The organism is Mesorhizobium sp. M0998, assembly GCF_040318885.1.
Classification (GTDB): domain Bacteria; phylum Pseudomonadota; class Alphaproteobacteria; order Rhizobiales; family Rhizobiaceae; genus Mesorhizobium.
In genome coordinates this window covers 115,462-129,215 of record NZ_JAMYND010000009.1, presented here as the reverse complement: position 1 = coordinate 129,215, position 13,754 = coordinate 115,462, and the positions used below count along the sequence as shown (strand labels likewise).

The following is a 13,754-nucleotide window of genomic DNA, read 5'->3' as shown; positions in this document are numbered from 1 at the left end:
CCCAGTCAGTAGCGGTCGTTACTGTGCGGCCGCCTTGGCCGCTTCCTTGACCTGAAGCTCGGCAAGCATCTGCTCGTCGGTCTTCATGATGCCGAAGTCGAGCAGCATGTCCTCGAGCTCCTCCATGGTGATCGGGGTTGGGATGGTGCCCTGGCCCGAATTGGCATGGATCTTCTCGGCTAGTGCCCGGTATTCCCCGGCCTGCTTGGAGTCCGGCGCATACTGGATGACAGACATCTTCCTGAGTTCGGCGTGCTGGACGATGTTGTCGCGGGGCACGAAGTGGATGAGCTTGGAATTGAGCCTGGAAGCCAGCGCTTCGGCGAGGTCGAGCTCGCGGTCGGTTTGGCGCTCGTTGCAGATCAGGCCGCCGAGCCGCACGCCGCCCGAATGGGCGTATTTCAGGATCCCCTTGGCGATGTTGTTGGCGGCATAGAGCGCCATCATCTCGCCGGACATGACAATATAGATTTCCTGGGCCTTGTTCTCGCGGATCGGCATCGCGAAACCGCCGCACACCACATCCCCGAGCACGTCGTAGGAGACATAGTCGACATCGTCGTAGGCACCGTTCTCCTCGAGGAAGTTGATCGAGGTGATCACGCCGCGGCCGGCGCAGCCGACACCCGGCTCAGGGCCGCCCGACTCCACGCATTTGATGCCTTTGTAGCCGACCTTGAGCACGTCCGCGAGTTCCAGGTCTTCCACCGAACCTTCCTCTGCCGCGAGGTGCAGGACTGTATCCTGCGCCTTCGCGTTCAGGATCAGGCGGGTGGAGTCGGCTTTGGGGTCGCAGCCGACGATGAGGATTCTCTGCCCGAGGTCGACAAGGGCGGCGAGCGTATTTTGGGACGTGGTGGACTTGCCGATGCCGCCCTTGCCGTAAAAGGCGATCTGACGCAAACCTGACATGTAGCTTTCCTTCCTTCGTTCCATTCATCGCGGCTGCCGCGACATGAATGCCGGTCGGGCAGCTGTCGCCGCCTCGCACCCAAGGATCTCAAGACTCGTGCCAATTTGGCTGATCGAACCGAAGAATAATTTCATGGTTGCTTTTCAGGGATTTAGCTCGAGGCCAAAGAAAGGATCGTCGGAACAAGCCGTGTAGCGGACCCGACAATGGCAACACAAAGCGTCGGATCGCGATCCTCAGTCACCGCATTCGTTCGAACCGCATCGTTGTGTCGAGGTGGGCGAACAGCATCTCGACCCTCTAGCGTTAATTGCGGGATGCTGCGAACTCTTCTGTTCCGGCGAGCTGACGTGCTTGGTTCTCGCGTGTCCTCATCGACACTGCGCGGAATCTTGCGCGCCACGCTGGCATACCATCGATCCCCGGCCATCCATGCGGGGCCGCGGGCGGATAATTCCGCCATATCACCAAACCAAGGGGACTCGGCTCACTTATCGGCGCAGGAGTTCAGTATCGGCGTCATCGCCTTCACATGTTCGTCGATCCGCTCGAGCACTTTCGCTGCGACAACGTCGCGCTCAGGCAGATGCCACCAGTGCTCGTTGACGAGTTCGACGGTCTCGACCACTGCCTTCAGGACTGCCGGCTCCGGAAGCCTTGCACGGTTCGCAAATGCTTTCCATCGCGGTGCTGCTAGCGCCTTGAACGAGCGCTCCCCTCCAAGCGAAAGCGCCGTGGCGTCGGCGGGAATATATGGCACGGTCGACAGAACGTCGTAGATTGGTGCAAGCGCCGGCTTGTCGCCGTTTCCGGGATAGATCAACGACCAGTTCTTCAGGTGCATGTCGCCATTGCCGGTGATGACGGTCAGTGCCAGGCGGCGGACGAATTCGAGAGCCGCCGTAGGCGAGACGGCCGCGCCAAGGGCCGAGGCTATGTCGTGATAAGCGGCGCCCTGATATTTGCGCGAGGGATAGACGCCGAAGACCTGAGCGAAATCCTCGATGTGAATCCTCTTGCCCTCAGCGCCGCGATCGAAGCGTTTGACGAGAAGGACCTTGCCCTCTGACAGCGTGTTGAATTCTTCGGGAATATCCTCGAAATCGGACTTCTCGACAAGTTCGCGTTCAGGCACCTCCATGCCGATCGCTGCGGCCAGCGCTAGGTTGGCGAATTCATTTTCGGAAACGCCCGGATACGCCGTCGAAGGGAACTTGGCGATGTACCGGCCCTGCTCGTCGTCCATCGGCAAGGTAAGGCCGCCGCCTTTTCCAGTGTTCTTCATGACCGACAGCTTCATCTGCACGCCGGCAAGTGAGAACCGTGCCTTGGGCTTATCCTTTGAAGCATCCTGCGATACCGCTATCGCGCCGTCACTGGGCAACGCCCGTACGGCTCCCGGCAGATCGGCGCCCAGCGCCGTTAAAAGATCGAAATCATTGCCTGGCCGCACATTGCCTTCGTGGTGCTTTTCCATCGCCTCGCGCAATTTCTCCTCCGGCAGGAGGTTCGCGAAGAAAGCGGGCAAGGCGCCCGCCAGAGGCTTCGGATCTTTCCGCAATCCTCCCGTCGCTGCCCGGAACGACAGGCTGACAACCGGAAAGCCGCCCGTCGCGCGGTAGGCCTCATCGAAGTTGAATGCATTGAAATCGCCCGGCGTCCTAACGATTGTGCCGATCTTCAGTGCGTTCAAGAGCACGTCCAGCGACGGGATCGTCTTAGGTGCGCGAAAGACTGGAGCCATGATCGTCATCGTCAGGTTGAGAAACAAAGGCGGGTCGATCGTCATCATCATGCGGACGCAATAGAGCCTGGACAGCCGGCACCATGACTTGCGGAACCAGCATCATTTCCAGACCGAGCGCGCGAGCGATATTCATGAGCGTCGTCGCACGCGCCGCTGCGGCTCCCTTTTCGATGTCGCGATAGCGGGGACGGGATATACCCGCCAAATCAGCGACCTGCTCCTGCGTCATGGCAGCGGCCAGCCTCGCCTGCCTGAAAAGCCCACCGATTTCGCGCAGAATTTCCGACTCAGAGTCGATCATGATACGTATACGATCCTTTCCAATGCGCGATGTTACGCAAAGGTATCTCATCCAGCGAGCAAGTCAAAACTTTTATGATCTGTTCGCGTATCATATATGAAGATAATGATACGCAAAGAGATCAATCCTTCTTCGAGGATCTCTCAGGCTTTAGCGCCGCACAGCGAACGGCGTTCCTCCGAGACCAGCTGCTATGGCCACCGGGCTCCTCTGATGGCGCTGCCGCCGGTTTGCCCGGCTTCTTGCGGCCTGCGGCCTGGCGCTGCTCTTCTTTTTCGGCCTCGGTCCGGCGCTCTTCTTGCGCCGCCAGCTTGGCCTCGGCTTCCAGCGACGCCATCGCCTGCTGGATCTTGGCCAGCCAGTTCTGCTTGTCGCCGGCCCAATCCGGCATCTCGTCGCCGCGCTTGTCCTTGCCGAAAGTCACGTCCCTCCTGGCCATCCGCGGCCTCGGCCGCCGTCAGCATGCGAGCGACCTCGGCTTTCAATTCCAGCTCGCGCTTCTTCATGCGCTCATAGCTCATCGCCTTGTGTTTCGACGCGTTCGCCTTGATCTTCTTGCCATCCAGCGCGACATGGCCGAGTTTGACCAATCCTGCCGTCTCACACAGCTTCAGAACCTGCACGAACAGCGCCTCGAGCGCCTTCAAATGCCGCTTGCGGAAGTCGCTGATCGTCCGGAAATGCGGCGGATCGAGCGCCACGATCATCACAAAATCATTCCGTTCGCGGCAGGCCCTGGCCGGCTGTTTTCGCCAGCTTTGGGCCATCGACCGCTGTCGCGTTCCTTCGCGCCCCTCTGTTCCTGCATCAAAAGGGCCGTCGCGGCGCACCCGCCCTTCCTGCTCAAATCACATTCAATTCCCTGAAAGCCCGCCCCTCAGCGACACGGCTGTACCCGAACGCCGAGCAATCTACCGTGCGATAGCGGCCATGCACGATCAGTTCGGCCAGCGCCTTGCCGACCGCCGGCGCCTGCTGCAGGCCGTGGCCGGAAAACCCGTTGGCGAAGAGGAAATTGCCGACCTCGGGGTGCGGGCCGATCACCGCGTTCTGGTCGAGTGTGTTGTAGTCGTAATGGCCGACCCAGGCGCGTGTCGGCTTGATCGCCTCGAAGGCTGGAATGCGGGTCGCCAGCACCGGCCAGATCACCTCTTCGAACAGCGGCCAGTCGGGGTCGAAGTCGGCGGGATCGGCTGGTCCTTCGCCCTCTTCCGGCTCGGCGCCGCCGGTGATGTAGACCGAGCCCTCCGGCCGGACATAGATGCCGCTCGGGTCGACCAGCAGCGGCATGTCCTCATATTTCTCGCGCGCCTCGAAGGCGAAGACGTTGCGCTTGCGCGGCTCCACCGGCAGCGCCAGCCCAGCCATTGCCGCCACCTTGCCGGCATTCGGCCCGGCGGCGTTGACGACGGTGCCGGCCTCGAGCCGCTCGCCATTGTCCAGAAATACACCAGTGACGCGGCCGCCTAGCCGCTCGATACCCGTCACCGACGCCGTGATAAAATCGATGTTCTTCGTGCGCAGTGCCTTGCGGAACAGCATCAGCATCGCATGCGCGTCGAACCAGCCTTCGCCGCTGCGGCCATAGGCGCCGGCGGAAATGCCCTCGACCGACAGCCACGGAAAGCGGCGGACGAGCGCCTCCGCATCCTCGAGCAGGATGTCGGCGCCCTCGGCCATCTGCGCTTCGTGGTTGGCCTGCAGGATAGGCAGCCCGTTTTCGCCGGCAAGGATGAGATACCCGCCTTCGCGAAAGCCGATATCGGCATCCGCGCCAAACTCTTCCCTGAGCCGCCGGAACAGTTTCAGCGTGAACTGCGACAGACGGATGTTTTCCGGGATCGAAAACTGCTGGCGGATGGAGGCGCAGGACAGCGTGGTGGCCGCATGAGAAAATTGCGGGTCGCGCTCGACAAGTGCAATCGAGCCCGAAAAACCTTCCTCGCGCAGGTAATAGGCCACCGACGAGCCGACGATGGCTCCGCCGATGATGATGATGTCGTAATGCACTTTTTCGCTTCTCCAGTTCTAAGGCCCGCCGCCACGTGCGGGCGATGCCGGCATCAACCGGCGGGCAGATGTGCCGAGGGCAACAAGCGCGCCTGACGCAACGCCGCCAGATCAGCCGAGCCGGTGCAGAAGCAGGCGACGGCCAACTGGCGGATGACGATCTCGAAATGCGCGACAACCGCCTCGGTGGATAGCGTAGCCGCGCGCAGCACGCCGGCCGCCTGCCCGGCGATGTCCGCGCCCAGGCGGATGGCCTTGGCCACGTCGACGCCGTCGCGGATCCCGCCCGACGCGATCAGCTTCACCATTGGCAGCGCCCGACGTACCGCCTGCACGCTGGCCGGGGTCGGAATCCCCCAATCGGCGAACGCCATCGCCACTGCACGGTCGGCGGCATCGCGGGCGCGCTCGCCCTCCACCGCGGCCCAACTGGTGCCGCCGGCACCGGCGACATCGATCACCGCCACGCCCGCCTCGACGAGCGCACAGGCCACCGGGGCCGACAGGCCCGACCCCACTTCCTTGGCCACGATCGGCACGCCCACGCTGCGCGCGGCGCGAGCGATCTGCGCCAGGACGCCGCGCCAGTCGCGGTCGCCCTCCAGCTGTACCGCTTCCTGCAGCGGATTGAGATGGACGATGAGTCCATCGGCCTCCAGCGCATCCACCGCCCGGCGCGCCAGGTCCAGGCCGTCGGCCTCGCGCAGTTGCGCGGCGCCGATATTGGCCAGCAAGGGAATGTCTGGGGCCAGGCGGCGCAGCGCGCGCGTCAGCCCCTGGGAGCTGCGGGATTGCAGGCTCACGCGCTGCGAACCGACGCACATGGCGATCCCCAAGGCTTGCGCTGCCTCGCTCAGATGCCGGTTGATGGCCTCGGCGCGTGGCATGCCGCCGGTCATCGAGCTGATCAGCAGCGGCGCGCGCATGGTCTTGCCCAGCAGCGAGGCGCGCAGGTCGATCTGCGTCAGGTCCAACTCGGGCAATGCGCAGTGTTCGAAACGGATGTACTCCCAGCCGGCGGCGGCCTTGGCCGGCGCCGTTCGCCGATCCAGCACGATGTCCAGGTGGTCGTCCTTGCGCCGGCTCAGGTTGGTGTCGCTCATGCTCGCTCCATCCGTCGCATCGGGCGACGGCGTTGCGTCGGATCGGACCGACGGCAGCGCGCGCACGCCGCCGCCTCCCGCGCGTTCAGGCCGGCGCACGCTGGCCTCCCCCCGCAGCGTCGCTGCGGTAGCGGCTGGTTGAGGTCTGGTAGTACTGCGCGCGGATGGCCGCCATTGCCTCGATCAACGGTCCCCACGGCGCGGGAAACCGTTCTTCCGCCATCACCCGGTGCAGCATGCGCGTATGGCCGGCCAGCTCGTCGTTGAGGAACTCCTCGACAGGCATAGCCGGAAAACGCCGCAGCAGCAGGATCGCCGCGTTGTCGGCCTCGCCGGCCGATCTGTCCTTGTCGCGTCCATGCAGATCGTTCTGCAGGCGCCCTATCGCGGAGATGAGCCGCAGGACCTGGCGAAACGCCGGACGCGCGCGCAAGGTCGCCATGTCCAGCCCCCACAGCAACGACAGGCAACAGAACACGTTCTTGTAGGCGATCGAATCGATGCCGTTGTGCAGGTACTCGGCGTAGGACCAGCGTTCCGCCCCTGCCGACTGCGCGTGTCCGGCGCGCAGCGCCGCGCAGTAGCACCGGGTATCGTCGAGAAGCTGAGCATAGTCGCGACGATCGTAGGCGAGCGCGGCCAGCGAAGCGCGCAGCACAGCGCAGCCCTCGAATCCGGGGAGCGCGCACGGAACGCCCTGCCCCAGCGCCTGCTCCACCGCGGCGAGCTGCTCCGGCGCGATCAGGCCAAGGTCATTGCAATCGTCGAGCCAGAACAGCAGCGCCAGTTCGCGATAGAACGCCACGATCAGCGTTTCGTCCTGCGGATCGCGGCCGGTGCGGGCGCTGGTGTCGCGCAGGCTCGGGTGGATGCGCTGCAGGATGTAGTGGCCGCCCCTGACCGCTTCCACGGCATGCTCGTCGGCGAAGCCGGTCAGGGAACGCCCCCACTCCAGCACCTGCTGCAGCGCGCGTTCGGTCTGGATCATGGCGCCGCTCCTGCTCCCTCGGCCAGGACGCGCCGCCCCCAACGAAGCGCCAGCCACAACCCGGCGAGTTCGGCCACGCGCACCACCCGGGTGGGGCAATACAGTTCCTTGCCGATCCACAGCGGCGTCTGCGGCAATGCATGCGCCGCGTGGCGGGCGAGCATCCACTTCAGCGCACGCGCCACCGCCTGCGCGATGCGCCGGCGCCCTGTCGGCTCTTCGCTCCCGTCCATCACGTGCAACGCGAACAGCGCATAGGCGGTTTCCTCGAATGTGGACGCGCGACCGGCGCCCCAGCCGCCGTCGTCGCGCTGCGCCTGCAGCAGCGCCGCCAGCGCGCGCTCGTCGCGCCACTGGGGCTTGCCTTGCGCCAGCGCAGCGACCGCATGCGCGGTGGGATACAGCCACGAAACGTGCCATTTTTCGTTGTCCCATAGACCGTGCGGGTTGCGATTGGCCTCGACGTAGGCGCTGGTGCCGGCGGCGGGCTTTCCCAATAGTCGCAACGCATGCAGGGCATGGATGTTGGTCGACACCGAGGCATTGCGCTCGCCGGGGAAGGTGACGAACAGCTCGCCGATTTCGAAATGGCGCAACGCATCGACCGCCGGGTCGCGGCCTGCAAGGCGCAGGACGCACATCGCAACGGCGGTGTCGTCCGCATCGGCCGCGAAGTGCAAGGCCGGGCCCAGACCGCGCTCGCCCAGGCGGGCGTCGAGCTGCGCGACGACCACTTGCACCGCCTCGGCGAGCGCGGGATGCGCGAACAGACCGGCCAGATGAAGGGTGTACAGCGACCAGCATGGCTCGAACACATTGATCGGCCAGACGTTGGGAACGACACCTTCGATGCCGCTGCGCGTCGCCCGCGATGCCGCGTGAAGATACGCGTCGGCGCGCCCGACCTGCGGCGTGTTCTTCTTTGTCACGGCGTGCGCACGCCACGCGGCGGTGGCCGCCGGACTGATGCCGATGCTGCCGTCGTCATCCGGGCATGCGGTGGTCGGCGACGTCCCCCAGGCTTCCCAGGAGTGCAGCAACGGATGGCCGCTCGGCAACGTCGCCGCCGCCGCCCCCAGCTTGACCAGGCACGCTTGCCGCAACGGCAACAGCGCCGGGTGGCGCGGAAACGCCACGCCGCCCAGCAAGGATGCGGCCTCGCCGCACAACTGCGGCAGGATCAGCTCCGCGCCGATCGGCGCATCTTCCGGCACCGCATGTGCGTAGGGATCGGGCTGGCGCTCGAGGAACCGGGTTGCAGCCTGGACTGCGTCGGCAGCGCCGGGAAGAGGATCGGCACTCTGCAATGCCAGCAACGCCGCCCACGTGGGCGCATGGCGGAACAGCGGGAAGTCCGCACTTCCCCATCCGCCATCGGCCTGTTGCTGCGCGATGAGCCACGCGTATGCGTCCTGCCGACCGGTGACGTTGCCGTGGAACTGCAGAGCTCGCGCCGTGTCGTAGACGGACGGACCGACGCTGCCGCCGTCGCTCATCTCGCTCAGCAGGTGGCGCAATTCGGAAAGGATCTGTTCGGACAGCGCGTTCACGCGGGATGTTCCTTCTGCAGACGGTTGACGAGAACCAGGATCGGCAGACGCCGCGCACATCGCCGCGGACTTGGGCACAGTGCAGCATGCACCGCTGCCGCCGGCCGATCGCACCGGCACAGGGGCGACTCCATTTGGACGGGCGTGCTCATGCGCATGGCGCGTGCTTGAACAGATACCCGTTGGCCCGCTGCAGTATCTGCGCCAACCGTTCCGCACGCGGCCCCAGCGGGGCGATGGCTTCCCCGGCGTCGCGCAACAAATCCAGCGCGAACTGGCGCGCTGCCTGCAGCCCCATGATCGACGCGCAGGTCGGCTTCTGCGCCGCCGCGTCCTTGCCGGGGGTCTTGCCCAGCGTCGCGGTATCCGCTGTCGCGTCGAGAATGTCGTCGACCACCTGCAACGCCAGGCCGAAACAGGCGGTGTACCGATCGAGCGCACAGTACAGCGCAGCGTGCGCGGCATCCTCCGCGATGGAGCATAGCGCGCCCATGCGAACGGAGGCACGCACTAGCGCTCCGCTCTTCATCCGGTGCATCGCCACGATCCTGTCCAGCTCCGCGTGCTTTCCGACCAGCGACAGATCCATGGCCTGTCCGCCTGCGGCACCCTCGGCGGACACGGCCTGCGCCAGTTCGCGCACGAGCGCGATACGGTTGTCTCCCGGCGCATCCAGGCTCGCCAGGGTCAGGAAGGCGTGCGCCTGCAGCGCATCGCCGACCAGGATCGCAGTGGCTTCGCCGAACTTGACGTGCACGGTCGGAAGGCCGCGGCGAAGCACGTCGTCGTCCATCGCGGGCAGGTCGTCGTGGACCAGGGTACAGGCGTGCATCATCTCGATGGCGGCGCCGACATCGTCGAGCATGTGCGCCGGCGTGTCGGCCAGTGCGCCGGCCGCCAGACAGAGCAAGGCGCGGGTGCGCTTCCCGCCATGCAAGGTGGCGTAGCGCATCGCCGCCATCAGCTCGGTCTCACCGTCGTCTTCGGCGCAGAGAAGACGCGCCAGCGCCTGTTCGACCCGCTTTGCGCCGTCCTGCATCCAGATCTCCGGCAGCAGCCTGCCGGATGCGCCGCGCGCCTGCGCGCCCAATCCGCCGAGCGCGGAAACGCCAGTTCGGTCGTCGTGCAGCGTGGAACCGGTCTGCATGTTGTTCATGTCCTTGTACCTGACACGAGATGGCCACAGCGAGCGCCAAGCCGCAGCGGTGTTGCCGGCGTCGCACCGAGCGCGTGCGCTGAGTGCAGCAATGCCGCGCCTCGCCGGCGCCGCTGCCTCGCCACACGGGGCATGCGATGCCAGCTCATGAGAAGCCTATGCGGATTGCCATGGACGGATGTGCGGTCGGGTAATACCGCCGGCCTTTTTCGACGCCGCTTAGCAACCGCGGCCGCACCCCGGCCTTGTGCATGATCAGCGCCAAGGCGATGCAGAACTGCACCATTTCCAGCCATACCAGGTGGTAGCCGATGCAGACGTGTGGGCCGGTACCGAACTGCAGCATGTCCACCGGCCGGATCGGCTCCGTGCGTTGCAGCCACCGTGCCAGGCGGAACTGATCAGGCGCCTCGTGCAGCAGCGCCGAGGTCGAGAAATGCAGCAGCGGGATGCACAGATGGGCGCCCGCGGGAATGCGCCGTTGGCCGAGTTGCAATTCCTGCAGGGCACGACGCGGCAGGAGCGTGGTCGCCGGATGCAGGCGCAGCGTCTCGCGGAACAGCGCCTCCGCGACCGGACACTCCGCCAGGTCCTCGTGCCGGGTCGGCACCGCGCCCACGCGTTGCGCCTCCTCGACCAGGGCGTCCCACAGCACAGGCTGCCGCGCCAGCTCGATCACCATCCAGGCCATCGTCGAGGCAGTGGTGTCGTGACCGGCAAGCAGCAGCAAGCGGATATTGGCGACCAGGACGTCATCGGAAAGCGCATCGTCGCTGCGGTCGAAGGCGCTCACCATGTCGTTGATCAACCCGGTGCGCGCGGCATGCGCGCGCGCGTCGCGGACGAACTGGCGCAACTGCGCGTCGATCCAGTCGCGGGCGGCGCGGCCGCGCCGCAAGGGCAGTCCGGGCAGGTCGACCGGGGGCGCGACGATCAACTGCAGCAGTTGCCGGTATTTGCGATGCCATCCCGGCAGGTCCTGCGCGGGGATTCCCATGAGGCTGAAGATGAGCTTGAGCATCAGGTCGCCGGTTTCGCGCAGGATGGTTGCCTCGCCGCGGTCGCGCCACGCCTGCACCCGCGCCCGGATGACGGGCGCGAACAGGTCGCCGATGCCGGCCTGGGTCAGCCCCTTGGGCAGGAACGCCGCCTTGATCGCATCGCGCGCCTGCCGGTGCGCGCCGCCGTCCTGGGCAACCAACGTTCCGCCAAGCAATTCGGGCGCGATCTCTTCGATCAGCGCCGAGGACACGTCCTTGTGCCGGAGCAGTGCGAACGCTTCCGGATCCACGCAGGTCATCAGGTGTCCGGCAGGGCCGAAATCCAGCCAGAAGTGGCTGCCCAGCGTCCGTTCTGCGCGCTGCAGCAGGCGCGGCAGGTCGCAGACAATGGCGGGAAGATGCCCGACCAGGGGGAAAGCGCCAGGCATGACCGGGATGTCGCATCGCAGCCGGTGCCGACGGTTGAGTGGGTTGAGCAGCATGTCCATCAGCAGCGCGCCGCCGCCGCCGATTCGGTGTCGCCGGCAGGGCGCGCGGCACAGCTGTTGCCACCGTCGGCGTATGTCGGCACATGCGCCAGCATGCCGCCATCGATGCACACGACCTGGCCGGTGATGAACGCAGCATCGTCGGAGAGCAGGAACGCCACGAGCGCGGCCACGTCCTCGGGACGGCCGACGCGCGGCAGGAGCTGGTGCCGGCGCAGATGCCGTTGCATGCACTCGTCCAGCTTGCCAAGGAGACGCTCGGTCATGACGAGACCCGGCGCAACGGCGTTGCAGCGGATCTGCGAGTGACCGTACTGGGTGGCGAGCGAGGCCGACAGCATGTTCATCGCCGCCTTCGAGGCGGCGTAGGACGTCTGCGCGGTATCACCGCTGAGCCCCTGGCACGACGACATGTTGACGATCGCGCCACCGCCACGGGCGATCATCCGTGGGATGGCCTGCCGGCAGCAGAGCAGCGTGCCGCGCAGATTGGTCGCCATGGTCTGGTCCCAGACCGCCAGGTCCAGGTCGAGGATCGCGCGGTCGCGCGGGGTCAGATGCATGGCGCTCGCATTGTTCACCAGCAGGTCGACCCCCCCGAAGTGCCGCTCCGCCCTCTCGAACAGCGCTGCCACCGCCTGCTCATCGGCGATATCCATGGCTATGGGCAGCGCGTGGCCTGCTTCGGCCGCGATCTGCGCGGTGCAGGCGATGGCCGCCGAGCCATCAATGTCGGCCACCACCACTCTGCCGCCCCCGCGCGCGATGGCGAGAGCGCATGCCTTGCCGATGCCGGCGCCGGCGCCGGTCACCACGGCCACTTTGCCTTCAAACCGTCCCATCGTGTCTCCTGAACTGCATTGGTCTTTCGCAGCATGCCGCTTGGCCTGCGCCGGAGAAGGCGCAGGGTCGGCGCTGGCGCACTCGTCATGGCCAGCGTCGCTTTCGACGACTCGAATGGCGGCGACCGGGCACTGGTTGGCCGCAAGCCGCACGGCGGCGTGCAGCGCCTGCGGGACCGTCGCCACGCACACTTCGGCCACGCCGTCCGGTTCGCGCTGGCGAAAGGTGCCCGGCAGCGTCAGCACGCACTGCCCGGTAGTTCCGCACAGATCCTGATCGACCAGGACGCGCATCTCAGCCCTCCTGCCCATGCAGCCGCACCGGCAGCGCGCGGAACGTCCTAAGGAACGCGGAGGGCTCCCGGGTCGGCTGCTCGGCCAATGCCAGCGTGGGGAAGCGCGCCTGGATCCGCGGCAGGCTTTCGGCCAACTGCACCCGGGCCAGTTGCGCACCAAGGCAGAAGTGGATGCCGTGGCCGAAGGTCAGCATGATCTTCCCGTCGATCGACATGCCAGGACTGGTGCCGTAGAACCGCACGGGATCGAAGCGGTCGGGATCGGCGAAGGCGTCCGGGTCGCGATTGCCGGCCGCGATCAGCACGCGCACGTCCGCGTTCTTCGGGATCACCACGCCGCCCCGTTCGATGTCGCGCTGGGCGATACGCGGAATGGAGCTGAACATGGCGGGCGCGTCGTAGCGCAGGGCTTCTTCGACGAATGCCTTCACCCCCACGGCATCTCCCTTCAGCCAGTGCCGCTGTTCGGGATACGCCAGCATCGCCAGGACCGCATGGCCGATGGCCGCGGCAGTGGTGGCGAAGCCGCCCAGCAGCATGCCCCACAGCATGCTGATCAATTCCGCATCCGACAGCATCTCGGCATCGTCGTCGTGTGCGCCGACCAGCATTGACACGATGTCGTGGCGGGAATCGGTGCGCTTGCGCTGTATGAGGTCGCCGAAGTAGGCCTGCACTCTGGCGCTGGCCGCGTCCCCCGCAGCGAGTTGGGGATCGCTGGCGTGGGGGCTCAGGCCTTCCAGAATGGCGCTGATGCCGGTGACGAGCCCGAGAATGTCGTCCGGGGGCATGCCGAACAGTTCGCCGAAAACCAGCATGGGCAAGGCCAGCGCGAATTCCTGATGCAGGTCCACCGCCTCCCCGCGCTCCAGCGCGGGCGCCATGCCGTCCAGGCGCGCTGCGACAATGCGAGCGATGGTCGGCCTCAGGTTGTCGATCTGGCCGATGGTGAAATCGCGCGAGATCAGCCGGCGCAGACGCGTATGAGTCGGTGGTTCCTTCATGGCTAGTGTGGACGCCAGCAGATTGAGTGACAGGCTGGTCGCCGCCCGCGGGAAATAGCGCGCCAGTTCGCCCGGCGCCGGTCCCCGAAAAGCATCGCCCGTGGCCTTGAGCGCCCAGTAGATGTCGGCGTGGCGGCTCAACAGAAAGAGGCCCGACGCCGCGCGATGCACCGGATCGTGCTCGCGCAACCACCGCATGAATGGATACGGGTCCTGAATGCACGCTGGCGACGCCAGTTCGGCGAAGGCGTCCCGGCATGCTGCCGTGGTTTCTTGCACATCCATTGGTCACCTGTTGGCTGGCTGATCTGACCGGCGCGCGGCAGGCGCGCCGGCGAATTCGGAGAACATCGCG

13 protein-coding genes and 1 pseudogene are annotated in these 13,754 nt (G+C 66.0%); 1 reads left to right on the top strand and 13 read right to left on the bottom strand.

The window, feature by feature from the left end:
- Positions 1–18: 18 nt before the first annotated feature.
- From nifH to NKH59_RS33510, 4 genes are all read right to left on the bottom strand, one after another.
- Positions 19–912: a nitrogenase iron protein gene (gene nifH / locus NKH59_RS11270; protein WP_023801970.1), complete on the bottom strand. Its 894-nt coding sequence runs from the start codon at positions 910–912 to the stop codon at positions 19–21.
- Between the two features lie 488 nt (positions 913–1,400).
- On the bottom strand, positions 1,401–2,657 hold the full coding sequence (locus tag NKH59_RS11265; protein WP_353021849.1) for a type II toxin-antitoxin system HipA family toxin: 1,257 nt from the start codon (positions 2,655–2,657) through the stop codon (positions 1,401–1,403).
- Positions 2,632–2,961, bottom strand: coding sequence for a helix-turn-helix domain-containing protein (locus NKH59_RS11260; RefSeq protein ID WP_352542096.1), 330 nt, complete (start codon positions 2,959–2,961; stop codon positions 2,632–2,634). The genes NKH59_RS11265 and NKH59_RS11260 overlap by 26 nt, the downstream gene beginning before the upstream one ends.
- Before the next feature lie 121 nt (positions 2,962–3,082).
- Positions 3,083–3,385 (bottom strand): hypothetical protein, encoded by a 303-nt coding sequence (locus NKH59_RS33510; protein ID WP_502908691.1) that lies wholly within the window; start codon positions 3,383–3,385, stop codon positions 3,083–3,085.
- On the opposite strand from NKH59_RS33510, the gene NKH59_RS33505 reads away from it, so the two are divergent.
- Complete coding sequence (locus tag NKH59_RS33505; protein ID WP_502908690.1) at positions 3,372–3,827, top strand: hypothetical protein; 456 nt, start codon at positions 3,372–3,374, stop codon at positions 3,825–3,827. The genes NKH59_RS33510 and NKH59_RS33505 overlap by 14 nt on opposite strands.
- Here NKH59_RS33505 and NKH59_RS11250 read toward each other — a convergent pair.
- The 9 genes and pseudogenes from NKH59_RS11250 to NKH59_RS11210 all read right to left on the bottom strand — a co-directional run bounded on the left by NKH59_RS11250 (position 3,805) and on the right by NKH59_RS11210 (position 13,684).
- A complete protein-coding gene (locus tag NKH59_RS11250) occupies positions 3,805–4,971 on the bottom strand; it encodes an NAD(P)/FAD-dependent oxidoreductase (protein ID WP_353021848.1) in 1,167 nt (388 codons plus the stop codon). The genes NKH59_RS33505 and NKH59_RS11250 overlap by 23 nt on opposite strands.
- A 53-nt stretch (positions 4,972–5,024) precedes the next feature.
- A complete protein-coding gene (gene fni / locus NKH59_RS11245) occupies positions 5,025–6,074 on the bottom strand; it encodes a type 2 isopentenyl-diphosphate Delta-isomerase (RefSeq protein ID WP_353021846.1) in 1,050 nt (349 codons plus the stop codon).
- 85 nt (positions 6,075–6,159) lie between these two features.
- Positions 6,160–7,062 (bottom strand): terpene synthase family protein, encoded by a 903-nt coding sequence (locus NKH59_RS11240; protein WP_353021843.1) that lies wholly within the window; start codon positions 7,060–7,062, stop codon positions 6,160–6,162.
- Positions 7,059–8,612: a hypothetical protein gene (locus tag NKH59_RS11235; protein ID WP_353021841.1), complete on the bottom strand. Its 1,554-nt coding sequence runs from the start codon at positions 8,610–8,612 to the stop codon at positions 7,059–7,061. Before NKH59_RS11235 ends, NKH59_RS11240 begins: the two co-directional genes overlap by 4 nt.
- A 148-nt stretch (positions 8,613–8,760) precedes the next feature.
- On the bottom strand, positions 8,761–9,759 hold the full coding sequence (locus NKH59_RS11230; RefSeq protein WP_352623450.1) for a polyprenyl synthetase family protein: 999 nt from the start codon (positions 9,757–9,759) through the stop codon (positions 8,761–8,763).
- A 154-nt stretch (positions 9,760–9,913) separates the two neighbouring features.
- Positions 9,914–11,257, bottom strand: a complete 1,344-nt coding sequence (locus NKH59_RS11225; RefSeq protein WP_353021838.1) for a cytochrome P450 — start codon at positions 11,255–11,257, stop codon at positions 9,914–9,916.
- A complete protein-coding gene (locus tag NKH59_RS11220; protein WP_353021939.1) occupies positions 11,257–12,099 on the bottom strand; it encodes an SDR family oxidoreductase in 843 nt (280 codons plus the stop codon). The genes NKH59_RS11225 and NKH59_RS11220 overlap by 1 nt, the downstream gene beginning before the upstream one ends.
- 168 nt (positions 12,100–12,267) lie before the next feature.
- Positions 12,268–12,393: pseudogene (locus NKH59_RS11215) on the bottom strand (ferredoxin); the annotation flags it as partial.
- Position 12,394: 1 nt separating this feature from the next.
- Positions 12,395–13,684, bottom strand: coding sequence for a cytochrome P450 (locus NKH59_RS11210; protein WP_353021835.1), 1,290 nt, complete (start codon positions 13,682–13,684; stop codon positions 12,395–12,397).
- Positions 13,685–13,754: the final 70 nt, after the last annotated feature.

Excerpts from the sequence above, each read along its gene's own strand:
- NKH59_RS11260 (WP_352542096.1), bottom strand. The coding sequence starts at position 2,961 with ATGATCGACTCTGAGTCGGAAATTCTGCGCGAAATCGGTGGGCTTTTC.
- fni (WP_353021846.1), bottom strand. The coding sequence starts at position 6,074 with ATGAGCGACACCAACCTGAGCCGGCGCAAGGACGACCACCTGGACATC.
- NKH59_RS11230 (WP_352623450.1), bottom strand. The coding sequence starts at position 9,759 with ATGCAGACCGGTTCCACGCTGCACGACGACCGAACTGGCGTTTCCGCG.
- NKH59_RS11210 (WP_353021835.1), bottom strand. The coding sequence starts at position 13,684 with ATGGATGTGCAAGAAACCACGGCAGCATGCCGGGACGCCTTCGCCGAA.
- NKH59_RS11220 (WP_353021939.1), bottom strand. The coding sequence starts at position 12,099 with ATGGGACGGTTTGAAGGCAAAGTGGCCGTGGTGACCGGCGCCGGCGCC.
- NKH59_RS11265 (WP_353021849.1), bottom strand. The coding sequence starts at position 2,657 with ATGGCTCCAGTCTTTCGCGCACCTAAGACGATCCCGTCGCTGGACGTG.
- NKH59_RS11240 (WP_353021843.1), bottom strand. The coding sequence starts at position 7,062 with ATGATCCAGACCGAACGCGCGCTGCAGCAGGTGCTGGAGTGGGGGCGT.
- NKH59_RS11225 (WP_353021838.1), bottom strand. The coding sequence starts at position 11,257 with ATGGACATGCTGCTCAACCCACTCAACCGTCGGCACCGGCTGCGATGC.
- nifH (WP_023801970.1), bottom strand. The coding sequence starts at position 912 with ATGTCAGGTTTGCGTCAGATCGCCTTTTACGGCAAGGGCGGCATCGGC.